This window comes from Duganella sp. CT11-25 (assembly GCF_047302815.1).
In the GTDB taxonomy this organism is placed as follows: Bacteria; Pseudomonadota; Gammaproteobacteria; order Burkholderiales; family Burkholderiaceae_D; genus Rugamonas.
In genome coordinates this window covers 3,797,868-3,820,713 of the sequence record NZ_JBKBFD010000001.1, presented here as the reverse complement: position 1 = coordinate 3,820,713, position 22,846 = coordinate 3,797,868, and the positions used below count along the sequence as shown (strand labels likewise).

Annotated in this window: 19 protein-coding genes; 13 read left to right on the top strand and 6 right to left on the bottom strand. The window is 67.5% G+C overall.

Annotated elements, in window-relative coordinates:
• Positions 1-204: 204 nt before the first annotated feature.
• From ACEN9F_RS16380 to ACEN9F_RS16365, 4 genes are all read left to right on the top strand, one after another.
• On the top strand, positions 205-987 hold the full coding sequence (locus ACEN9F_RS16380; RefSeq protein ID WP_413421320.1) for a DsbA family protein: 783 nt from the start codon (positions 205-207) through the stop codon (positions 985-987).
• A gap of 27 nt (positions 988-1,014) precedes the next feature.
• Positions 1,015-2,007 (top strand): hypothetical protein, encoded by a 993-nt coding sequence (locus tag ACEN9F_RS16375; protein ID WP_413421318.1) that lies wholly within the window; start codon positions 1,015-1,017, stop codon positions 2,005-2,007.
• 29 nt (positions 2,008-2,036) lie between these two features.
• Positions 2,037-3,686 carry a hypothetical protein gene (locus ACEN9F_RS16370; protein WP_413421316.1) on the top strand — a complete coding sequence of 550 codons (1,650 nt, stop codon included), beginning with the start codon at positions 2,037-2,039 and terminating at the stop codon, positions 3,684-3,686.
• Positions 3,687-3,809: 123 nt separating this feature from the next.
• Positions 3,810-6,467 (top strand): type II secretion system protein GspD, encoded by a 2,658-nt coding sequence (locus ACEN9F_RS16365; RefSeq protein ID WP_413421314.1) that lies wholly within the window; start codon positions 3,810-3,812, stop codon positions 6,465-6,467.
• A 15-nt stretch (positions 6,468-6,482) separates the two neighbouring features.
• Here ACEN9F_RS16365 and ACEN9F_RS16360 read toward each other — a convergent pair whose 3' ends face one another.
• Positions 6,483-7,244, bottom strand: a complete 762-nt coding sequence (locus ACEN9F_RS16360) for a substrate-binding periplasmic protein (protein WP_413421312.1) — start codon at positions 7,242-7,244, stop codon at positions 6,483-6,485.
• A 137-nt stretch (positions 7,245-7,381) separates the two neighbouring features.
• Between ACEN9F_RS16360 and ACEN9F_RS16355 the strand changes: the two genes are divergently transcribed.
• From ACEN9F_RS16355 to pnuC, 3 genes are all read left to right on the top strand, one after another.
• Positions 7,382-9,364: an ATP-binding protein gene (locus tag ACEN9F_RS16355; RefSeq protein WP_413421310.1), complete on the top strand. Its 1,983-nt coding sequence runs from the start codon at positions 7,382-7,384 to the stop codon at positions 9,362-9,364.
• Between the two features lie 69 nt (positions 9,365-9,433).
• Positions 9,434-10,642 (top strand): M48 family metalloprotease, encoded by a 1,209-nt coding sequence (locus ACEN9F_RS16350; RefSeq protein ID WP_413421308.1) that lies wholly within the window; start codon positions 9,434-9,436, stop codon positions 10,640-10,642.
• Between the two features lie 17 nt (positions 10,643-10,659).
• Positions 10,660-11,229 (top strand): nicotinamide riboside transporter PnuC, encoded by a 570-nt coding sequence (pnuC, locus tag ACEN9F_RS16345; RefSeq protein WP_413421306.1) that lies wholly within the window; start codon positions 10,660-10,662, stop codon positions 11,227-11,229.
• Here the strand turns inward: pnuC and ACEN9F_RS16340 are convergent.
• Positions 11,226-12,023 (bottom strand): response regulator, encoded by a 798-nt coding sequence (locus ACEN9F_RS16340; protein ID WP_413421304.1) that lies wholly within the window; start codon positions 12,021-12,023, stop codon positions 11,226-11,228. The two genes, pnuC and ACEN9F_RS16340, sit on opposite strands and share 4 nt — an antisense overlap.
• Positions 12,024-12,229: 206 nt before the next feature.
• Between ACEN9F_RS16340 and ACEN9F_RS16335 the strand changes: the two genes are divergently transcribed.
• Genes ACEN9F_RS16335 through ACEN9F_RS16325 form a run of 3 tightly spaced genes read left to right on the top strand, consistent with a single transcriptional unit; the run spans position 12,230 to position 16,302 of the window.
• On the top strand, positions 12,230-12,967 hold the full coding sequence (locus ACEN9F_RS16335; protein WP_413421302.1) for a molecular chaperone: 738 nt from the start codon (positions 12,230-12,232) through the stop codon (positions 12,965-12,967).
• 6 nt (positions 12,968-12,973) lie between these two features.
• Positions 12,974-15,277 (top strand): fimbria/pilus outer membrane usher protein, encoded by a 2,304-nt coding sequence (locus ACEN9F_RS16330; RefSeq protein WP_413421300.1) that lies wholly within the window; start codon positions 12,974-12,976, stop codon positions 15,275-15,277.
• Positions 15,274-16,302, top strand: coding sequence for a spore coat protein U domain-containing protein (locus ACEN9F_RS16325; RefSeq protein WP_413421298.1), 1,029 nt, complete (start codon positions 15,274-15,276; stop codon positions 16,300-16,302). The genes ACEN9F_RS16330 and ACEN9F_RS16325 overlap by 4 nt, the downstream gene beginning before the upstream one ends.
• Before the next feature lie 19 nt (positions 16,303-16,321).
• Here ACEN9F_RS16325 and ACEN9F_RS16320 read toward each other — a convergent pair whose 3' ends face one another.
• The gene (locus ACEN9F_RS16320) at positions 16,322-16,618 is read right to left on the bottom strand and encodes a hypothetical protein (protein ID WP_413421296.1); all 297 of its coding nucleotides are present in this window, start codon (positions 16,616-16,618) and stop codon (positions 16,322-16,324) included.
• 432 nt (positions 16,619-17,050) lie between these two features.
• Between ACEN9F_RS16320 and ACEN9F_RS16315 the strand changes: the two genes are divergently transcribed.
• Positions 17,051-17,542, top strand: a complete 492-nt coding sequence (locus tag ACEN9F_RS16315; protein WP_413421294.1) for a winged helix-turn-helix transcriptional regulator — start codon at positions 17,051-17,053, stop codon at positions 17,540-17,542.
• A gap of 3 nt (positions 17,543-17,545) precedes the next feature.
• Here ACEN9F_RS16315 and ACEN9F_RS16310 read toward each other — a convergent pair whose 3' ends face one another.
• Genes ACEN9F_RS16310 through ACEN9F_RS16300 form a run of 3 tightly spaced genes read right to left on the bottom strand, consistent with a single transcriptional unit; the run spans position 17,546 to position 19,197 of the window.
• On the bottom strand, positions 17,546-18,313 hold the full coding sequence (locus ACEN9F_RS16310; protein ID WP_413421292.1) for an anti-sigma factor family protein: 768 nt from the start codon (positions 18,311-18,313) through the stop codon (positions 17,546-17,548).
• On the bottom strand, positions 18,310-18,816 hold the full coding sequence (locus ACEN9F_RS16305; protein WP_413421290.1) for an RNA polymerase sigma factor: 507 nt from the start codon (positions 18,814-18,816) through the stop codon (positions 18,310-18,312). Before ACEN9F_RS16305 ends, ACEN9F_RS16310 begins: the two co-directional genes overlap by 4 nt.
• Before the next feature lie 21 nt (positions 18,817-18,837).
• Positions 18,838-19,197 (bottom strand): hypothetical protein, encoded by a 360-nt coding sequence (locus tag ACEN9F_RS16300; RefSeq protein ID WP_413421288.1) that lies wholly within the window; start codon positions 19,195-19,197, stop codon positions 18,838-18,840.
• A gap of 101 nt (positions 19,198-19,298) precedes the next feature.
• Here ACEN9F_RS16300 and ACEN9F_RS16295 point away from each other — a divergent pair, with 101 nt between their 5' ends.
• Both ACEN9F_RS16295 and ACEN9F_RS16290 read left to right on the top strand, forming a co-directional pair.
• Entirely contained in the window at positions 19,299-19,805 is a 507-nt protein-coding gene (locus ACEN9F_RS16295) for a DUF4142 domain-containing protein (protein WP_413421286.1), read from the top strand.
• 204 nt (positions 19,806-20,009) lie between these two features.
• Positions 20,010-22,844, top strand: a complete 2,835-nt coding sequence (locus ACEN9F_RS16290) for a diguanylate cyclase (protein WP_413427086.1) — start codon at positions 20,010-20,012, stop codon at positions 22,842-22,844.
• Positions 22,845-22,846 lie beyond the last annotated feature (2 nt).

The following is a 22,846-nucleotide window of genomic DNA, read 5'->3' as shown; positions in this document are numbered from 1 at the left end:
CTCAACGAGTTGATTTTCTGGCAGCGCGAACGTTGCTGGCGTACTACAGCGGAATGGGCGGCAGAGCGATGTAGCACGTTTGTGCTACATACAACTTTCCTGCTAGGAAATATGATCCGCGCTTTCACACAATAACAATCGGCCGCCCCCCTGCGCGCCGCCACAGTCCACACCCGTCCATACCCAACCAAGGAAGCGACCTCCATGAAGCTCTACACGCGCGCGCTTTGCAGCGCCCTGCTGGCATCCACGTTCTGCCTCGCGGCCCACGCCGCGGCGCCGGCCAAGCCGTCCCGGCCGGCCACCGCCCTGACCCCGGCGCAGATCGAAACCATCGTCCACGACTACCTGTTGAAAAACCCCGGCATCCTGCGCCAGGCCAGCGATCTGCTGCAGCGCGAAGACATGGCGCGCGCGCAGCAGCAGGCGGCGCAGTCGGTCGAGGTGTTGAGCAAGGAACTGCTGGCGGGCGCCGCCTCGCCGGTGGCCGGCAATCCGCAGGGCGACGTCACCGTGGTGGAGTTCTTCGATTACCACTGCGGCTATTGCAAGCGCGTGGCGCCGGCCGTCAAGGCGCTGTTGGACAGCGACCCGAACGTGCGCCTGGTCTACAAGGAACTGCCGATCCTCGGCCCGGACTCGATCGTCGCCGCGCGCGCCGCGCTGGCCGCCGACCGCCAGGGCAAGTACCAGGGTTTCCATGACGCGCTGTTCGCGGCCGACTCGCTGGCCGAGCCCGCCGTGCTGGCGCTGGCCGCCGCGCAGGGGCTGGATGTCGAGCGGCTGCGCGCCGACATGGCCGACCCGGCCGTCACCGCCGAGCTGGAAAAAAATGTCGCGATGAGCACGCCGCTGGGCATCAACGGCACGCCGGGCTTCGTCGTCGGCAACACCGTCGCACCCGGCGCGCTGGACCTGAACGGCCTGCGCCAGATGGTCGAGGCCGCCCGCAAGGCGCAGCAGCGCCAGGCTTCCGTGGCGCCCTAAGCCGCTCACTCTTCGATAGGAACCACCATGTTGAAACGATGGATATTGACGGCCTGCGCGCCGGTGCTGGCCCTGGCCCTGATGCTGACGCTGCTGCCGACGACGGCCAGCGCGCAGACGCCGGAATTCTGCTGGAAAGACAGCTATGGACGCGGCGTCGGCACCATACCGCCGAGCTGCAACTCGGACCGCGTCAAGCAGACCGGCATGTGCTACACGCCGTGCCGCGACGGCTACGAGGGCACCGTCACGATGTGCCTGCGCAGCTGCCCTTCGGGCTACAGCAACTGGGGCATGACCTGCCACATCGATAAGGCGCTGCTGGTGCCGGCCAAGGTCGACTTGTGCAACGCCTCGACCAGCTGCCCGAGCGGCTACACCAACGCCGGCCTGTTGTGCGGCCTGAACACGCCGGGCGTGCCGGCCGGCTGGAAAGCAGCCGTCAGCGGCCCGGCCGGCTCCGGCCTGGACCTGTCGCGCGAACTGTACGACCGCGGCATCGGCCTGGCGCCGTCGGTATGCGACGGCGACAAGGTCAATAGCGGCGGCCTGTGCTATCCGAGCTGCAAGCCCAACTTCTCCGGCATCGGCCCGGTGTGCTGGGGCACCTGCCCGGCGGGCTGGACCGACTGCGGCGCCGGCTGCGCGGAAAACGCCGGCCAGTGCGTCAAGGTGATCGGCAACCAGGTGTATGGCGTGATCAGCGCCGCCAAGGACATCGCCAAGCTGGTGGCGACGCTGGGCGCGGCGGCGGCCACCAAGCCGGCCGAGAACTCGTCGGCCATCGCCAAGGCGGTCGCGGACCTGAAGAAGCTGTACGAACAGAACAAGGCCTACCTGGAGGCGACCATGGGCGCGGCCACCTACGCCGCCGCCAACTACCAGCTGGCGACGGCGGTGACGCCGGAGGAAATGGCCCAGGCCTCGCTGCGCATCGCCGGCCTGGTGGATCCGACCGGCCTGGCCGCGGCGACCGCCAATTTCGTGTATCCGAAGTGCGACAAGGTCTCGCCGCGATGAACACGTCCAACCCACAGGAGATCCACAGCATGCCTTACTTCTCATTTTCCCGCCTGTTCGCGCTGCTGGCCCTGCTGCTGGCCAGCGCGGCCGGCATGGCCCAGAGCCTGCAGGTCAACGCGGCCTGGTATGGCACGGAAAGCAAAAACACCGGCGCCGTCAACAACGCGGCGATCGTCGACAAGCTGCGCGCCAGCGTCGTCAACGGCGTGCTGTCGGTGCCGTCCAACATCAATGTGTTCCTCGGCGGCGACCCGTATCCGGGCGTGAAGAAGGTGCTGGCGGTGCAGGTCGTGCATAACGGCCGCGTCTACAACATCCGCCAGGAAGAGGGCCGCAACCTGGTGTTCCCGGGCACGCTGGGCGACACCTGGCTGCCGGCGCCGGCCGACGCGCCGGTCGAGGTGGCGGGCGCCTGGTACGGCATTGAAGGCGGCGCCATTTCCAACGGCACGATGGCGCTGGACAAGGTGCGCAAGGGCATGGTCAACGGCAACGTCTACGTGCCGGCCGACATGAACGTGTTCTTCGGCAGCGATCCGGCGTCGGGCAAGGTCAAGCGCGTGGCGGTCGCGGTGCGCTACAAGGGCCAGTCGCTGAACCTGCGCCAGACCGAAGGCAAGGCGCTGGTGTTCCCCGGCGTCGAGGGCGTCGACTACATGGTCAAGAAGGAAGTGCCGCTGGCCGAGATCCAGAAATACTTCAAGCCGGACTTCTACGTGCTGAAGAATCCTGACCTGCAGGAAGCGTTCGGCAACAACGCCGGCGCCGCGTGGGACCACTACATCAAGTTCGGCGCGCGCGAAGGCCGCGACCCGGCGCCGGACATCAGCATCGCCGCGCTGAAGATGCGCTACCCTTACCTGGCCGAACTGTACGGCGACGACAACGCCGGCTACATCCACCATTTCGTGGCGTCGCCGAACCAGTTCAACGCCGATCCGTCGGCCACCGGCTTTGCCGACAGGGGCATGTTCTCCAGCCCGAAACTGGCGTACCTGGACGCCGACTACTACTTCCGCAAGAACCAGGAAGTGTGCTCGGACCCGGAGATGAGCATCCCGCGCGGCAGCAGCAACTGCAACGGCGGCAACGGCGTGCTGCTGATGAACGTGGTGCGCGTGACCGAGCACTTCCTGCTCAAGGGCGCGGCGGCCGGCTACAAGCCGAACAATATCGCCAGCGCCAACGCGCCGCAGTCGGCCAACGGCAAGGAAACCATGCGCGCCGGCGACTGGCTCGGCGTCAACGAGTACCTGATCTCGCGCAACGGCACCTTCATCGCGATCATGCAGGCCAACGGCGACTTCGCCGTCTACCACCGCAAGCCGGGCTCGAATCCGCCGACCAACGGTAACTACGCCGACGTCCACACCGGCGTCAACCTGCCGGCCAGCGCCGACAGCTATTTCGTCACCATGCAGGCCGACGGCCGCCTGTGCACCTACAGGGGCACCAGCCCGAGCAACAACAAGGGCTATGTGGCGTGCTCGGCGCCGGAGCAGGCCAAGGGCGAGTACTACCTGCACCTGCAGAGCGACCACAACCTGGTGATCCGCGCCGGCACCTCGATGTTCAACGACCGCGGCTATGTGTGGGACTTCATCTCGACCCGGCCGTCGAAGAGCATCTGGTCCAAGATCATCAATCCGATCAAGGTGCTGGTCGGCTGTAACTAAGGCAGCGCCGCCAACCGGCCCAGGCCGGTTGGCATTTCTTTTGCAACTCTGGACAAGACTATGGCTTCCCCTCTACAGAAGCGTCTGCGCCCCTGGGCCCGGACGCTTTGCTGCATTCTGATCGTGGCGCTTCCCGTCCACGCGCAAACCCAGATGGCGGTGGCGCCGCCGGCCGCCGCGCCGCTGCACGGGCCGGCGCTCGGCAGCAGCGGCCGCACGATCCCGCTGGCGCGCATCCCGGAAAGCCAGATCCGCGAACTGATCGGCGACCTGGTGACGTATTTCGAAACCAACCAGAGCCTGTACCGCATGGCCGGCAGCGGCAGTCCGCTGTCGGCGCCGCCGGTGCCGGAACCGGTCAAGGGCCTGGTCAACCTGGCCGCCGACGCGGCGCCGGGCGTGCCGGCGCTGCGCATCGGCTACGTCACCATGCCGCGCCGCATCCCGCAGCTGTGGGTGGACGGCGCCAGCGCCGCGCTGTTCGACGACGGCCTGCGCAAGGTGCTGGAAGAGCGCGGCCAGACCCGCTCCAACCTGCGCCTGCGCGAGCTCGAGTCGCAGATCATCCACCTGAGCTATATCGACGCCGACGACGCGCTGTTCGCGCTGCGCGCGATGGGCTATTCGGCCATCACCGACGAGAACTCGCCGCTGGCCGACGAGGTCAACAGCCCGGACGTGGTCGAGGTGCCCGGCTATGCGCCGGCCGCCGGCGCCGGCGGCGGCTGGAGCAACGGCAACGCCAGCATGAGCAACGGCGCCCAGGGGTTCAACGGCGGCGGCGGGCCGGCGTATCCGTCGTCGGCCGACCAGTCCTCGTCCAAGTTCAAATCGCTCAAGAGCCTGCCCAAGAGCATCGGCATGGACAAGCTGCCGCTGGTGATACGCATGCCCAATCCGGAACGCAAGGAGGTCGGCCTGGTCGGCGGCGTCGAGGGCGCCGGCAACCAGGTCCAGCGCGACCAGCTGGGCATGACCAACATCCTGCCGAACGCGGCCTCCGACCTGTCGCAGACGGTGGCCAACGGCACCAATGAATTGCTGGTGCTGTACCACCCGGATTCGCCGGAGCAGTTCCAGCGCCTGCGCCACCTGGTGGAAACCACCATCGACCGGCCGGCGCGCCAGGTCTACATCGAAGGCCTGGTGCTGGAGATTAACAGCGATACGCTGCGCGACCTCGGTGTGCAATGGTCCGGCAAGCGCGGCAGCTACGGCCTGACGCTGGGGACGCTGACCGCGCTGGGGCCGGGCGGCACGGCGATGACGGCCAGCCGCAACACGCTGCAAAGCATCAGCCCGATCGAGGTGCTCAACCGCATCAACGCGCTGGTCGAGACCAACAAGGCCGAGGTGCTGTCGCGCCCGAGCGTAATGACCATCGACAACCGCCAGGCCACGATCCGCATCGGCACCGATATCCCGATCGCCACCAGCATCGATTCCGGCACCGGCGGCACCGGCGGCCGCGTCTCGTTCAGCTTCCAGTACATCCCGACCGGCATCCTGCTGAACGTGCGCCCGCGCATCAACGAGGATGGCAGCGAGGTCAGCATGCTGATCGACGCCAGCGTCTCCGCCTCGGTGCCCAACCAGGACCTGAAGGTGCTGGACTCGACCACCAACGCGGTGCTGGCCTCGGCGCCGACGATCTCGACCCGCCGGGTGCAGACCTATGCCCGCATCCGCGACAACATGCCGCTGATTATCGGCGGCCTGGTCAGCCGCAACGCCAGCAGCAGCAGCGACAAGGTGCCGGGCGTCGGCGAGGTGCCGCTGCTGGGCAAGCTGTTCGGCCACGAAAGCAAGGAGGAAAACAAGCGCGAGGTGATCGTGGTGCTGACGCCGTCGGTGGTGACCGAGGACACGCACCAGACCAAGTCGCAGTATCCGAAGGACGACAACCGCTTCGACCTGACCGACACCGCGCTGATGCGCGAGCACTTCCGGATCCAGGCCGAGGACATCGTCGACGCCCAGTTCATCCTCGGCAACCCGCGCTTCGCCAAGTACCAGCAAGTGGTCAAGCAGGTGATACGGCGCCAGCCCGGCCTGGCGCAGCAACTGCCGTTTTCCGCCTTCGTCGACGACCACGTGCCGGCCGAGTTCATTTTCGTCTCCGGCCTGATCGACCGCCTGCTGATGCGCCACAAGGAGGGCGGCGACAACCTGGACATCAACCGCATGATCTTCTTCGAGGGCTTGCGCGGCGCCGATTTCCATCCGCAATCGCTGGGCGGCCTGATGGCCAGCATGGGCGACGGCAAGGACCCGATGAGCTTTTTCGCGCGCAACAAGGGGCGGGCGCTGGCGCTGACCTTCCGGCCGCTGGCCGGGGCGGCGCACGACCTGTCGGACATGTTTGCCGAGCCGGTGCCGGAAATCAGCCTGATCGATTGTCCCGACCGCGCCACCTGGCGCCGCAAGCTGTGGGAGCTGAACCACCCGGCCTCCGGCACCCGCTTCACCATCCTGATCCAGGACGAGACCGACCTGGCGCGGGTCAGGCTGGCGCTGGCGCTGAAGAACACCATCACCGTCAACGGCAAGGAGCCGGCCATCACCTTCCACAACTTCCAGCCGGGGCGCATGGTGCAGATCCAGCGCTCGCAGCCGAACTGGGAACAATCGCTGGAAGGCACGGTGGCGCGCAACTTCTTCATCGGCGAATACTTCTATCCGTATTTCATCGAGGAGCACGAGCGCATGCTGCGCGAGCTGGACGCGGCCCTGCGGCGGCCGGAGCTGAAGCCCTACCTGGACGGGCTGCAGCTGCCCTAGACCGGCGCGGACCCGCTACAGTTCGCCGTAGCGGTTGCGGATATGGGCCAGCACGCCCTGGCGCTCCAGGCGGACGATGGCGGCGTCGATGCGCGCCAGCTCGGCCTGGCTGGTGCTGCGCTGGTTGAGCATCAGGTGCACCGGCGCCCGCCGCACCACCAGCGGCAGCGGGCTGATGGCCACGCCCTGTTCCCTGGCTTCGTGGCGCAGCGCGGCGCGGTCGCCCATGATCAGGTCGGCGCGCCCGGCGTCCAGCATGCGCATGCCCTGCTGGAAGCTGGTGAAGGTGCTGAGCTGGCCGGCCGCCGCCAGCGCCGGCTGCAGGCGCGCGTAGGCGGGGCCGTACCAGCCGAGCTTGGGCGCCAGCAGCGGCAGCTTGCGCTTGAGCAGCGCGTCCAGGCTGGCGATGTTCTGGTACTGCGGCAACAGGTTGCTGCGGGTGAACAGGCCGACCGACTCGTGGCGGTAGGCGATGCTGAAGCGCGCGTTGCGGCGCCGCTCCGGCGTGGCCGACGCGGCCAGCAGCAGGTCGATGCCGCCCTGCTCGAACAGCACCTGGCGGCGCGCGGCCGGCAGTTCGGGCAACAGCTGCAGCGTGCAGCCGGCTTCCTTGAGGATGGCTTGCGCCAGTTCCAGGTCCAGCCCGGACGGCGCGCCCTGGGGCGGGCTGAAAATATAGGGCGGCCATTGCTCCAGCGCCATGCTCAGCCGGCAGGCCTGGGCCTGCGCGGCAAGTGCCATCAACGCCATGGCGGTTACAACGTGACGCGCTTGCATGGCGAAATCCCTTCTTGATCTATGGCTACAATTTGCCAGATATGCGGGGAATGTCAAGCGTGCGCAAAACGCGCTGCTATTGTGCGCCGCGATACGTTACAGTTGCTACTATTTGTCTTTCTGGTCACGGACTCCTTATGCCGGCTCACTCCCTCACGTCTCTTCCCTGTCCGGCGCGCGAAAGCGGCTGGCGTTTCATCGGCGCCGGCACGCCCATGCGCGACCTGGTGCGGGCGTTCCGCTGGGAGGACACGCCGCTGGGCGCCATCGCCGATTGGCCGGTGTCGCTGCGCACCAGCGTCGGCGTGGTCATGCACTCGGTGCATCCGATGTTCCTGTGGTGGGGCGAGCAACTGACGCAGATCTACAACGACGCCTATGTGCCGTGCTTCGGCGAGGGCAAGCATCCGGCCGCGCTGGGGCAGGCCGGGCGCGCATGCTGGCCGGAGATCTGGTCCATCATCGGTCCGCAGATCGACGAGGTGCGCAACGGCGGCGAGCCGCGCTGGTATGCGGACAACCTGGTGCCGATCTGGCGCAACGGCCGCATCGAGGACGTCTACTGGAGCTATACCTATACCCCGGTGTTCGACGAGGACGACCGGGTCGGCGGCGTGCTGGTGGTGTGCACCGAGACCACGGCCCAGGTGTTGGCCGAGCGCCGCCGCCATGCGCTGGACTTGCTGGCGCGCCGGCTGCTGGGTTGCCGCAGCGAGCAGGACGTGCGCGACAGCGTGGCGCAGTCGGCGCGCGACCATCCCGGCGACCTGCTGGCGGCGGAACTGCGGCGCGGCGAGGCCGGCGGCGGCGAGACCGGGGACGGCGTGGTGCTGATACGCGGCGCCGAGCTGCAGCTGTGCGCCGAGCTGGCGCTGGCGTTCCGCGTGTCGCCGCGGCTGCCGCTCGACAGCGCTTATCGCCAGTTCCTGGAGCAGTTCACCGCCGCCGTGTGCGCCACGCTGAGCCGGCTCGAAAGCGACCGCGCGCTGGCCGAGGCGATGGCCGAGAGCGAGCGCCTGAACCTCGACCTGAACCTGTCCTCGCGCATCAAGGATGAATTCCTGGCGATGCTGGGCCACGAGCTGCGCAATCCGCTGGCGCCCATCGTCACCGCGCTCAAGCTGATGAAGCTGCGCGGCGACAGCGGCGACACCGTGCACGAGCAGGCCGTGATCCAGCGCCAGGTCGACCACCTGGTGCGGCTGGTGGACGACCTGCTGGACGTGTCGCGCATCGCCAGCGGCAAGGTCGAGCTGCGCAAGGAAACCGTGCCGCTGGCCGAGGTGCTGGACAAGGCGATCGAGATGGCCAGCCCGCTGCTGGAGCAAAAGCAGCACCGGCTGCTGGTCGACGTGCCGGCCGTGCGCTGGCACGGCGATCCGGCGCGGCTGGCGCAAGTGGTGTCCAACCTGCTGAGCAACGCGGCGCGCTACACGCCGGCCGGCGGCCACGTCACGCTGGCCACCCGCGTCAAGGGCGCGGCGGTGCAGATCCAGGTCACCGACGACGGCAACGGCATTGCTCCGGCCTTGCTGCCGCATATCTTCGACCTGTTCGTGCAGGGCAACCGCCAACTGGACCGCGCCAAGGGCGGGCTGGGCATCGGCCTGGCGCTGGTGCGCAACCTGGTGCAGATGCACGGCGGCGAGGTCAGCGCCTACAGCGCCGGCGAGGGCCGCGGCAGCACCTTCACCATCACGCTGCCCGGCGCCGTGGCGGACGAGGCCGACACGCCGGCCGCGGTGCTTGCCGCGCCGGCGCCGGCCAGCGGCACCCGCGTGCTGGTGGTGGACGACAACCAGGACGCCGCCGATTCGCTGGGCGACCTGCTGGGGGCGCTGGGCTACCGCGCCGAGGTGGCCTACGATCCGGTCCAGGCGATCGCGCAGGCGTCGGCGGCGATGCCGGAAGTGGCCATCCTCGATATCGGCCTGCCGGGCATGGACGGCTTCGAGCTGGCCGGCCATTTGCGTCGCTTGCCGGGCGGCGCCGGACTGAAGCTGGTGGCCCTGTCCGGCTACGGCCAGGAGAACGACAAGACGCGCAGCCGCGAGGCCGGCTTCGCCGCCCACCTGGTCAAACCCATCAATATCGCCGATCTGCAGGTTTCGTTATCATAAAGAGTTGCTTTTATTTTAAACAATCCAGTAAAATAGCCCCGGGGAAACTTTTATCGCATCGGGAGCTGTATGGAATTGGTTTATAAGAATGAGAAGACCTTGTTCGGCATCATGCTGGCCGGTTCCATCCTGATCTGGGCGGTGCTGGTGATCGGCACCGTCGGCATGGCGCTGCTGTATGTGCTGCTGTTCTTCATTTCCTACTGCTTCGCGCAATCGGCGCTGGTGTCCTACCTGAAGGGCACGGCGGTGCGCATCACGCCGCAGCAATTCCCCGACCTGCACCAGCGCATCGAGGTGTGCTGCCAGCGGCTGGGGCTGGAGGTGGCGCCGGAAGCCTATCTGCTGCAGATGGGCGGCATGTTCAACGCCTTCGCCACGCGCTTCCTCGGCAACAACTTCATCGTGCTGTATTCCGACGTGGTCGACGCGCTGGAGGACAAGCCGGACGCGATCAACTTCTACATCGGCCACGAGATCGGCCACATCAAGCGCAACCACCTGCGCTGGTCGGCGCTGCTGGCGCCGGCGGCGCTGGTGCCGCTGCTGGGCGCGGCTTATGCGCGGGCCCGCGAATACACCTGCGACCGCCATGGCTTCCACGCCTGCGACGACTTGAAAAGCGCGCAGCTCGGGCTGGCGGCGCTGGCCGCCGGCGGCAAGCGCTGGCGCCACCTGAGCGCGAGCAACTATGCGGCGCAGGCGCAGCAGACCTCGGGCTTCTGGATGTCGTTCCACGAGCTGGTCGGCGACTATCCGTGGCTGGTCAAGCGCATGGCGGTGGTCAAGGGGCTGGCGCAGGGCGCCGAGACCGTGCAGCCGGGCCGGCACGGCCTGGCCTACCTGCTGGCGCTGTTCGTGCCGCGGCTGGGCGTGGGCGGCGCCGGTTCGGTGCTGGCGGTGGTGGCGCTGGCCGGCGTGCTGGCGGCGGTGGCGATTCCGGCTTACCACGACTACACGGCCAAGGCCCGCATGGCGCAGGCGGTCAATGTCGGCAAGGAAGCGACCGACGTCGTCGAGCGCTACATCTACGCCAACGGCAGCGCCCCGGACACCCTGGGCCAGGCCGGCTATGCGATGGACGATCCCAGCCACGCGGTGCTGACCATCGACATGATCGAGGGCAACGGCGTGGTGCGCGTGTTTCCAGCCGACCTGAACTATCGGGGCAAGGCTATTGTGTTCACGCCGCGCGTGGACGAGAATAAGCGCGTCGTCTGGCGCTGCGCCAGCGACGAGATCCCGGCCCGGCTGCTGCCGCCGGAGTGCCGCCACTAGCCTGCAAGGACGCCGTGTTGACCTCAGCCCTGGAAATCGCCGCCAACGCCGTCATGGCCATTTCCATTGTTTTATCCGGGCGCAACAACCTGCATTCCTGGTGGATGGGCATCATCGGCTGCGCCATGTTTGCCGCGCTGTTCTACAGCGTCAACCTGTACGCCGACGTCGCGCTGCAGCTGTTCTTCATCTCCACCTGCATCGTCGGCTGGCTGCAGTGGCGGCGCGGGGCCGGCGGCGCGCCGCTGCCGATCGCGCGCGCGCGGCTGACGGCGCTGGCGTGGATGGCCGGCATCGGCGTGCTCGCCACCGCCGCCTACGGCTTGATGCTGCAGGCCTGGACCAACGCCTACGCGCCCTTCATCGATTCCGCCGTGCTGATGTTCAGCATCGTCGCCCAGCTGTTGCTGATGGGGCGGCGGCTGGAAACCTGGCCGTTCTGGCTGCTGGTCAACACCATCTCGGTGCCGCTGTACGCCAGCCGCGGCCTGCACCTGACCGCCGTGCTGTACGCCGGCTACTGGCTCAACGCGCTGCTGTCGTGGTTCTTCTGGCGCCGGCAGATGCGGGCGCGGCCGGCCGTCTAGCCGGGGCTGGTCTTTTTCTGCTGCTGGATCGCCTGGCGGAAGGCGCTGGGGGTGACGCCCATGCGCTCGCGGAAGGCGGTGGCGAAATTGCCGGCGTTGTTGAAGCCGATCAGCAGGGCGATGTCCTGGACGTCGATATCGGTATCCCTCAGCAATTCCTCGCCGCGCCGGATGCGCTCCTCGCGGATAAAGCCGAACACCGTCATGCCGGTCTGCTCGCGGAACACCTGCGACAGTTTTTCGCGGTAGGTGCCGACGCTGCGGGCGATGTCCGCCAGCCCCGGCAGCGTGGCCAGGTTGTCGGCGATCAGGCGCTTGACGGCGCTGACGATGACGGCGTCCGGGTCGCTGTCGGGTTCGGCCTGGCCGTCGTCATCGGCCTCCGGCGGCGGCTGGTGGCGCCGCGCCAGGTTCAGGTGGACCTGGATGCGGGCCGCCAGTTCGCCCGACGAGAACGGCTTGGAAACGTAGTCGACGCCGCCGATCGACAGGCCCATGATGCGCTCTTCGTCGGCGTCGGCGCCGCTGAGGAAAATCACGGGGATGTCCTCGGTCGCGGGATTGGCCTTGAGCAGGCGGCAGGCGGTGTAGCCGTCCATATTCGGCATGCGCACGTCGAGCAGGATCAGGTCGGGGCGCTGGGCCAGCGCCAGCTGGTAGCCCTGCAGGCCGTTGAACGCCACCGACACCTTGTACGGCAGTTCGCTCAGCAGATCGACCAGCATGCGCTGCTCGAACGCGGAATCATCCACGATCAAGATCTTGCGCTGCTTGCGGTCGAGGGTGGTCGGCATGGCCCAGCCTTAAAACATGGTTGATAAAGTTTTATCACGCCCTGTTGCGTATTATGCCTATCTTTTAAATATTTTTAATAGTTTTCTACTCGTACAGAACTTCTGTCTCTTGTAGCAAAAGCATGGATTTTTTAGATCATTAATAATGGAATCGAGTGTTGTATGGGAGCAATGTTGAGCATTCCCGATGGATTCCTGGAGGCTGAATGGCTGGCATGCGGGCGCGGATAACGAGGTGGATCGTGGGCGCCGCGCTGGCGCTGGCGGGCATGCCGCTGCCGGCGGCCAACCTGCAGATTTCGCCTGTCATGATCAACCTGCGCGCGGGGCAGGGCGCCACTGGCATCAATATGCAGAACCTGGGCGAGGCCCCGGTCTACGGCCAGGTGCGCGTCTACCAGTGGGAGCAGGCGGGCGGCGACGACGTGCTGACGCCGACCCAGGACGTGGTGGCCAGCCCGCCCATCATCCAGATCGGACCGAAAAGCAGCCAGGTGATACGGCTGGTGCGGCGCAGCGAGCAATTGCCCAGCAGCGAGCTGTGCTACCGCATCCTGATCGATGAAATCCCCGGCGACGGCAACGGCCCGGCCAGCGGCGTCGATATCCGCCTGCGCTATTCGGTGCCGATGTTCGTGCTGCCGGCCGACGAGCGCGGCGCGCCGGCGCTGGCCTGGTCGGTGAGCAAGAAAGAGGGCCATTGGACGTTGCGGGTCCGCAACAGCGGCACGCAGCGCGCGCAGATCGGCGCGCTGGAGTTGAGCAACGCCGCCGGCCAGCAGTTTGTCATCGCGAGCGGGCTGTTCGGCTACGTGCTGGCGGGGCGGGTGCGCGAGTGGCGCTTGCCGACGCCGGCCGAAGCGGATTTGAGCGGGGCGCTGGCGGTCAAGGCCAACATCAATTCCCGGCCCTTGAGCGCCAGTACCGTCGCCAGGGTGGAATAGGCCGGCATGTGGCGCCGGCTGATCTGTCTGACGCTGCTGGCATGGATGGCCGTGGGCGAGGTCGGTGCGCAAACGCCGGCGGCGCCACCGCCGCAGGAGGAAGAGCTTTTTCTGGAGGTAAGCTTGAACGGTGAAGTGACCGGCCTGATACTGCGATTTACCCGAGGCAAGACCTCGGGGCTGCGCAGCAGCGTGCAGAATCTGCGCGACCTGGAACTGGACCCGAAGCTGTTCGGCGTCGAGGGCTGGGACGCGTTCGATCTCGACCAGGTCAAGGGCCTCGGCTATGCCTACGACGCCGCGCGCCAGAGCATCGCGCTGCGCGTGGCCGACGCGCTGCGGGCGCCGGTGGCGCTGTCCGGGCGCGCGGTGCGGCAGACCAGTCCGGCCGTGGTCACGCCCGGCGCGGTGATCAACTACGACGCCTTCACCCGCCTGGGCCAGGACGCCAGCCTGTCGCTGGCCAACGAGGTGCGCTACTTCAACGCCGGCGGCGTGCTCACCAGCACCGGCGTGTTCAACTACAGCCGCCAGCTGCGCCAGTTCATCCGCTTCGACACGGCCTGGGTGCATGCGGATCCGGAAACACTGGAAACCTGGCAGGTGGGCGACCTGATTTCCTCGTCGCTGACCTGGAGCCGTTCGCTGCGCATGGGCGGCGTGCAATGGCGCAAGAGCTTCGACCTGCGGCCGGACCTGCTGACCTTCCCGGCCGCCACGCTGGCCGGTTCGGCGGTGGTGCCCAGCGCGGTCAGCCTGTACATCAACGGCGTGCGCCAGGTCGAGACGGCGGTGCCGTCCGGTCCCTTCGTCATCAACCAAGTGTCCAGCATCAACGGCGCCGGCCAGGCCACGCTGGTGACGCGCGACAGCGCCGGCCGCGCCGTCTCGACCACGGTGCCGCTGTATGTCGACACCCGCATGCTGGCCGAAGACCTGACCGATTACTCGGTCGAGCTGGGCGTGCTGCGGCGCCGCTACACCACCGATTCCTTCGGCTATGCGCGCACGCCGGCGTTGAGCGCGTCGCTGCGGCGCGGCATCAGCGACAGCTTCACGCTGGAGGCGCACGGCGAAGCGGGACAGGGCGTGGTCAACGGCGGCGTCGGCGCGCTGCTGCGGCTGGGACAGGCCGGGGTGGTCAGCGCCGCGCTGGCCGGCAGCGGCGGCGACGGCCGGGGCGGCCAGGCCACGGTCGGCTATCAATACCTGAGCCCGCGCTTCAGCATCGATGTGTCCAGCCAGCGCGCGTCGCCGCGCTACAGCGACCTCGGCACGCGCGAGAGCGGCGGCGGCACGCTGGCCAGCGACCGCGTCAACTTCAACCTGTCGCTGTGGGGCGGCCAGGGCGTGGGACTGAGCCTGGTGAACTTCCGCGCGCCGCTGCTGCCGCCGGCCCGCATCGCCGCGCTGTCGTACACGGCCAGCCTGGGGCTGGGACTGTACCTGAGCGCCAGCGCCTTCCGCGACATGCGCGACGACCACGCGCGCGGCGTGTTCTTCAGCCTGAGCGGCTCGTTCGGCGACCGCATTTCCGCCAATGCCAGCCGCGGCCGCCAGAACGGCGTGCAGACCACCAGCATGACCTTGCAGCGTTCGGCCGATTACGGCGGCGGCTTCGGCTGGGGCCTGCAATCGGTGGACACCAACGGCTCGCCGTTGCGCCAGGCCCAGGCCACCTACCTGGGCAACTATGGCCAGCTCACCGCGCTGACGCAGGAAAACGCCAGCACCCGCAGCACCTCGCTCGACGCCGCCGGCGCGCTGGTGCTGATGGACGGCAGCGTGCACGCGGCGCGCCAGGTCGGCGCCGGCTTTGCGCTGGTGTCGACCGACGGCGTCGGCGGCGTGCCGGTGCTGCAGGAAAACCGCGTCATCGGCAAGACCGGCGGCAGCGGCTACCTGCTGGTGCCCAACCTGAATCCCTACCTGGCCAACCAGGTCGCCATCGACACCAGCGCGTTGCCGCTCGATGCGCGCATCGCCAGCACCCGCCAGACGGTGGTGCCGGCGCGCCTGTCCGGCGTGCTGGCGCACTTCCCCGTGGAGCAATACCAGGCCGCCAGCGTGATCCTGCACGGCGCCGACGGCAAGCCGCTGGCGGCCGGCACCGAGGTGCTGCATGTCGAGAGCGGCGCCGTCACCGTGGTCGGTTTCGACGGCGTCGCGTTTATCGACCATCTGGCGCCGTTGAACCACCTGCGGCTGAATGTGGGCGGCGCGCGCTGCATGGTGGAGTTCCCGTATGTGCAGGCCAGGGGGCAGGCGATGTCGACCATCGGCCCCTTCGTTTGCCGGAGCGTGCAATGATGGGCGCGCCGTTTTCCGGCATGGCGCGGCGCTGGCTGCCGGCGCCGGGTTTGCTGCTGGCGCTGCTGTGCGGCCAGGCCCGCGCCGACAGCTGCTCGGTGGCGCAGAGCGACATCGTGTTCCCCACGGTCAGCTCGATTTCCGCCACCCATGTCTACGCCAGCGCCAACTTCAAGGTCACCTGCACCTGGACCAGTTTTGCCGCCAGCCTGCTGTTCCCGAACGCCACGGTGTGCCTGTACCTGGGCGCGGGATCGAATTCGTCGGCGACGGTGACGGCGCCGCGGCAGCTGGCCAACGGCGCCAGGGCGGTCAACTACAACATCTACACCGACGCCAGCTATGCGGCGGCGAAGGTCTGGGGCGGCTGGGCCGGCACCAGCACGCCCGCCAATCTAATCACCTTCACGCTGACCAAGACCGGCGGCGTCGGCACGCTGACGCAGGACGTCAACCTGTTCGCCAGGCTGAACGCCGACAGCACGCTGTCCGGGCTCGATGTCGGGCCGGACAATCTGGTGCTGAATTCGAATTTCGGCGCCGGCAGCGTGCTGATGCGCTATATGTTTTTCCTGACCGGCCTGGGCGACTGCACGCTGGGCACGTCGGTGGCGATGCCGTTCCAGGTGAGCGCCAATGTGATCAATGACTGCAATTTCAATGTCGGCAACCTGGTCTTCCCCAACAGCAACCTGCTGACCAGCGCCTTGCGCACCACCTCGAGCCTGGCGATCCAATGCAGCAAGAACACGGCGTATCGGATTGTGTTCTCGGCCGGCGTCAACGGCGGCGGCATGAACGCGCGCAAGATGAAAAATACCGGGACCACGGAAATGGTGTCTTACCAGCTATCGAACACGCTGGACGGCGCCAGCCTGGGCGATGGCAGCGGCGGCACGGTGATGTTGAGCGGAACGGGGGACGGCGGCACCAGCAGCCAGACCGTGTATGGCCTGGTGCCATCGCAGAATACGCCGTCGCCGGGAGATTACAAGGACACCATTACGGCCACGGTGTCGTTCTGAGAGAGGGCGCCGTTGCGGCTTAGAAGGTGATGGTCCAGTCCTGGGCGCCGGCTTCAGGGCGGATCGCCATGCCGGTGTCGCTGGAGGTGCTGGCCGCGGCGGCCTTGTCGGCGCCGCGGGTGATTTGGTAAGGCGTGTTCAGCTGGCAGGTGACGGCCGGGGTTTTGGCGGCGGCGGTCGTGGTCGATTGCACGGTGCACGCTTCCTTGACCACGAAGCTCACCTGCATGGTGCTGGTCGCGACCTTGCCGGCGGCGCTGGCCAATAGGGGCAGGCTGAGTAGAACGAGGGCAAATGTTTTAACAGGAGTTTTCATTTTTCACACACGTTTTTAAGGTGCGCAGCAATCAGGCGATGGCTACGGGAAGTCCGGGGGAGATCGCATTCCGGGTTCCTGCGGGGTAGCCAGCAAGTTCGCGGGATGAATCTACAGGAAGAATTTTACCGTAGGTCAACATTCTCGCGAATGTTCACATATTACACGTAAATTGACGTGCGGAAATATGGTGATTTTTGGAGAGTTTTTAGTGTCGTTTTTTGGCCTATTTTTGAAGGTGGATCTCTGGCCGGGAAACAGATTTTTTCATAGGGGAAATAACGCTTAACGCAACGGAAAAAAGGAGACGAAATTGGCACGCCAATATACACACATTGTCACAGCTGTTCCATCACCTAAAAAAGTCACACTTTCTTGCATCTAACATGCAAGTCGCCCTAACTGGATAACCCTGGAACCGAGGAGTTGAAAATGAAACATACCGATTTTGGCCGCATGCCTTGCCCGATCGCCCGCAGCCTGGGCAAGGTGGGTGAATGGTGGAGCATCCTGATCCTGCGCGACGCCTTCTACGGCCTGTCGCGCTTCGACGAGTTTGAAAAGAGCCTGAAGATCGCCCCCAACATGCTGACCCGCCGCCTGGCCGGGCTGGTCGAGGGCGGCCTGATGGAGCGGCGCCAGTACAGCACCCGTCCGCCGCGCTATGAATACGTGCTGACCAAGTCCGGCCGCGACTTCAAGCCGGTGCTGCTGGCCTTCATCGCCTGGGGCAACGATCACCTGGCGCCGGAAGGGGCCAGCCTGCTGGTGGTGAGCCGCGAAACCGGCAAGCCGGCCGACCAGGTGCTGGTCGACGCCAACAGCGGCCTGGCCATCAACGACGAGGACTATATGTTCGCGCCGGGCCCGGCCGCCAGCGAGGTGATGCGCTCGCGCCTGATCGAGATCAGCAAGCACGCCTAGCCCTCAGGCGGCCGGTTCCAGCTGGGCATAGACGGCGTTGGCCAGGGCGGCCAGCGCCGCCTTGTCCAGGCTGCCGGAAAGGGCGTAGCCGAACTTGCCGTCTATCCAGTAGAACACGCCCACCTCCCCCTCCTGCGCAAAGCGGAAGCCGGTCTCGCGGTTGCGCGTCTGCTCGGTCGAGACGTACAGCGTCAGGCGCGCGCCGCCGGCGTCGCGGTACATGAATTGCGCCACCGGCCCGCTCTGGCCGGGCAGCAGGCGCCCCCCTTCCAGTGCATAGCCCTGCGCTTCCAGCCGCGGCGGCTTGAGTTGCGCGCCCAGCCGTTTCGACAGCCAGGCCACCAGGTGCGCCTGCTGGTCGGCGCCCACTTCCACCGGGTGCCGGATTTCCGGCGTGTAGACCGCATGCGCCAGCGCGGCGCGGGCCGGCAGGGCGGCCTGCCCGTCCATGGCGGAAGGCTCGGCGGCGTCGCGCGCCAGCCAGCCGGCGGCGCCGCCGGCCAGGGCCAGCGCCAGCATGGCGGCGGCGCGCAGCGAATTGGCGCGCCAGCGCGGCGGCAGGCGGCGCAGCGCCAGCGCCGGCGGCACGGGCTCGTCCAGCACCGGGCTGTAGCGCGCGCGCAGGGCCACCGCCTGTTCGCGGTAGGCCCGCAGGCGCGCCGCTTCGGCCGGGTGCAGCGCCAGGTAATCGTCGATGGCGGCGCGGCGCGGCGGCGGCAGTTGGCCGTCGACCCAGGCTTGCAGTTCGGCTTCGGTTACGGGGGCGCTCATTTGATCACCTTCAACGGCGAGGGCAGCGGCTGGCCCTCCATCAGCAGGCGCAGCCGTTCCCGGCCGCGCGACAGGCGCGACATCACCGTGCCCAGCGGAATATCCAGCGCGGCGGCCACCTCGTCGTAGCGCATTTCCTCCAGCGCCACCAGCAGCAGCACGGCGCGCTGCTCGGGCGGCAGCAGGCGCAGCGCGCTGTCCATGTCGCGCAGCGCCAGGCGGGCGCCGGCGACGTCGCCGCCGGGCGCGGCCAGCGGCAGTTCCTCGTCCAGCGGCTCGGTCGCCAGCGCGGGCCGGCGCTGCTGGTCCACATGCAGGTTGTGCATGATGCCGAACAGCCAGGCCCGCATGTCGCTGCCGCGCCGCCACGAGGCCAGCTTGTCCCAGCCGCGCTCGACGGTGTCCTGCACCAGGTCGTCGGCATCGGCGCGACCGCCCAGCAGCGCCCGCGCGTAGCGGCGCAGGCGCGGGATGCAGGCGATCAGGCGTTCGCTGTCTTGCATGGGATGCGCCGAACCTTGCGCTTAGTCCTTGACCACGTGCCAGATGTCCTTGAAGTTGTCGCCGTTGCGGTCGCCGGGCTTGACGTCCTTCTTGAACAGGTACAAAGGCTTGCCCTGGTAGGCCAGCTGCCTGGCGCCGTCGTCGCGGGTGACCACGGAGTAGGGCGCGGCGACCGTGGCCGGCGCCGCCACGGCCGGCCAGGCTTCGGCGCAGCCGCCGTTGCACACGCTCTTGCCGCTGTTGGCGCTGTCCTTGTCGAAGGTATAGACGGTCATGCCGGCGGCGTTGACCAGCACGCCGTCCTTCTTCATGACGTCGTCGGCCAGGGCGGCGCCGGACAACAGCAGGGCGGCGGCGCCGAATGCGATCAGTTGTTTCATGGTCAGTCTCCTTGAGGGTGGGTGGTACTTGCGTAAACGTAAGGTGTGTCCGGTTTATTCCATCGTCCGTAAAATTTATCGCATTTCGACGGGAGACTCACATGCATCACAAGACACTGCGCATCGCGGCCGCGTGCCTGGCCCTGCTGGCCGCCACCGCATCCTACGCCCAAACCCTGAGCAAGGGCGATCAGCGCATCCTCAAGCAGCTGGCCCAGGCCAATATGGCGGAAGTGGCGGCGGCCAATATCGCGCTGAAGAAATCGCCGACGCCGGAAGTGAAGAGTTTCGCCCAGCAGATGGTCGACGACCACACCAAGGACTTGCAGGCGGTGCAGCAGGTGGCGCACAGCAAGAACGTCACGCTGCCGACCGAGCCCGACGCCCGGCACAAGAAGATGGCGGCCCGCCTGGACAAGCTGAGCGGCGCGGCCTTCGACAAGGCTTACCTGGCCAACGCCGGCGTGAGCGACCACAAGGCGGCGTTCAAGGCGGTGGTCGAGGCGCAGAAAAAAGCCAGCGATCCCGACGTCAAGGCGCTGGCCGCCAAATTGCAGCCGACCATCGACGCGCACCTGCAAAGAGTGCAGGTGCTGACCACCGAATAGCATTGGTTGCAATATTTCATTCACTATATTAATTTCCTTGAGGGACTAAAATCGCTTTGATTTCAGCCACTTAAAGTGGGTATATAGTGCCGTCCGTAAACTGTGGAATAATGCTGCAACAGCACACAACGGTGCTGGGGCAATGACGCCTACCGGACCGATATGGAACGGGCAGTACACAGCAGAAGGATTCATTTGGTGGACATGTTTGCGCTCGACGAAGAGCTGGCGCGGTGGGACGCGGCGTTGCCGGAAGTGCAAGGCGCGGCGCGCATGCCATTGCTGGCGGCGCTGGCCTGGCATGCGCGCCAGCGCGACCCCGCACGCGCGCGGCAACTGTCATCCGAGATCGTGCCGCTGCTGGCGTTGCTGCCGGCCGCCGAGGCCGATCTGCTGCGCGCCCGCCTGCTGCTCATTTCCGCCGAGTCCGAATGGCTGCACGGCGAACTCGATACCGCCCAACACCAGGCCGAACAGGCGCTGCAGCTTTGCCTGCAGGCCGCCGCCTTGCCGGCCGACGCCGCCGGCTGCCGCGCCGACGCCTGCTGGGTGCTGGCCTGGGTGTCCAACGACCGCGGCAGCAGCGCCGCCGGCGACCGCTGGCTGGAGCAGGCGGCCGCCGCCGCGCGCGATGCCGCCGACCCGGTGCGCATCGACGTCATCGACGCCGCCGCCGGCATCTGCGACGCCTTCGGCGACTGGCAGGCCGCGCAGCGGCAATGGAGCGGCCGCTTCGGCACCGACCTGGGCGAGGTGCCGCTGATCGCCGCCGGCTGGATCAGCGACTACTTCGGCACCTGCGCCTTCCAGCGCAGCGAATACGGCCGCGCCATCGGCCACCTGATGCTCAGTTTTGAAACGGCGCTGGCCACCGGCCAGATCCGCCGCGCCATCATCGTCGCCACCAATATCGGCAACGGCTTCACCAGCCTGAATGCGCACGAGGCGGCGCTGGACTGGATGCAGCGCGGCCTGGACCTGGCGCGCCCGACCGGCTGGCCCCTGAGCATCGGCATGTGCCTGATGCAGACCGCCGAAACGCTGCGCCAGCTGGGCCAGCGCGAAGCGGCGCAAAGCCTGCTGCGCGAAGCGCTGGCGACGCTGTCGCCGCTGTCCGGCTCGCGCGCCTACGCGGTGGCGCTGGAATACCAGGGCGACCTGGCGCTGGACCTCGGCAACCACGCCGCCGCGCTGGACAGCTTCACCCGCCTGGCCTCGCGCGGCGACGCCTTGTGCCAGAAGGACTTCCAGAGCAGTGCGCGGCGCGGCCAGGCGCACGCGCTGTCGCACCTGGCGCGGCCGGACGACGCGCTGGCCGCAGCGCAAGGCGCGCTGGCGCTGGCGCGCGAGCACGGCGACGCCTCGAGCCAGATCGCCGCGCTCAACGTGCTGGCCGACATCCATGCGCGCCACGCGCTGCCCGGCCCGGAGCTGATGGTGGCGCCGAACCCGGTGCTGCATTACCTGCTGCTGGCGCTGGAGATCGCCGCCACCATCGAGGGCTATACCGTGCCGGGCGCGCTGCTCGACGCGGCCGCGCGCGAGTACGCCGCCATCGGCGACTACGAGCGCGCCTATTCGATCGCGCTGCGCGCCGGCGCCTCGCGCGACCTGACGCACAGCCAGCAGGCCACCAACCGCGCCATCGCGATGCAGGTGCAATACCAGACCGAGCGCGCGCAGACCGAGGGCGAGCATCATCGCCAGCTGGCCGCCGCCGAGGCGCAGCGCGCCGAAGTACTGCAGCAGACCAGCGGCACGCTGGAGCACCTGAGCGCGATCGGCCAGGAGATCACCGCCCACCTGGACGCGGCGGCGGTGTTCCGCGCGCTGGACCGCCACGTGCACGGACTGCTCGACGCCACCCACTTCTCGGTGTTCCTGCTGGAGCCGGACGGCGAGACGCTGGTGTGCGCCTTCGGCATCGAGGCGGGCAAGCCGCTGCCGGCGGTGCGCGTATCGGCCGCCGACCCCAACGCCAATTCGGCGCGCTGCGTGCGCGAGCGCCGCGAGATTTTTATCGAGCTCGATGAGGAGGGCGTGACGCCCAACCTGATCCCCGGCACCTTGCCGACATTGAGCCTGCTGTTTGCGCCGCTGCGCGTGGGCCAGCGCGTGCTGGGCGTGATGACGGTGCAGTCGCTGCACGCCTGCGCCTACGGCGAGCGCGAACGGCTGATCTTCCGCACCCTGTGCGCCTACGGCGCGATCGCGCTGGACAACGCCAGCGCCTACCGCCAGGTGGCGGCGACGCAGAACCAGCTGCTGGAGAAAAACCTGGAACTGGAGCGCGCCTACAAGGCGCTGGAGGACGTCAGCCTGACCGACCAGCTGACCGGCTTGCGCAACCGCCGCTTCTTCCTGCAGAACGTCGACGCCGACGTGGCCATGAGCCTGCGCGGCTACGACGCCGGCCAGCATCGCGAGTTGACCGAGTGCGACCTGATCGCGGCCAAGGACCTGGTGTTCTTCATGGTCGACCTGGACCACTTCAAGGAAGTCAACGACCGCTATGGCCACGCGGCCGGCGACTCGATCCTGGTGCAGATGCAGGAGCGCTTGCGCGAAGTGTTCCGCGAGTCCGACTACGTGATCCGCTGGGGCGGCGAGGAATTCCTGGTGCTGGCGCGCGCCACCCACCGCGATGAAGCGCGCGCGGTGGCCGAGCGCATGCGCCGCGCCGTGGCGGAACGCGACTTCGAACTGCCGGACGGCATACGGCTGGCCAAGACCTGTTCGATCGGCTTTGCCTGCTTCCCCTTCATCCCGGAGCAGCCGCGGTTGCTGTCCTGGTCGCAGGTGGTGGAGCTGGCCGACCAGGGCCTGTACATCGCCAAGCGCTCCGGCCGCAATGCCTGGGCGGCGCTGTACAGCACCGAGGCCACGCGCCCGGACGGCATCTTCCCGCGCCTGATGCAGCAGCTGGACCAGGCGGTGGCCGACGGCGAGGTGCGGCTGCTGACCAATCTGACAGGACCGCTGGTGCTGGGCGGCGAACGGCGCCGCGTCGGTTTGTCCAGCGATCTGGAACTCGGCTAGAC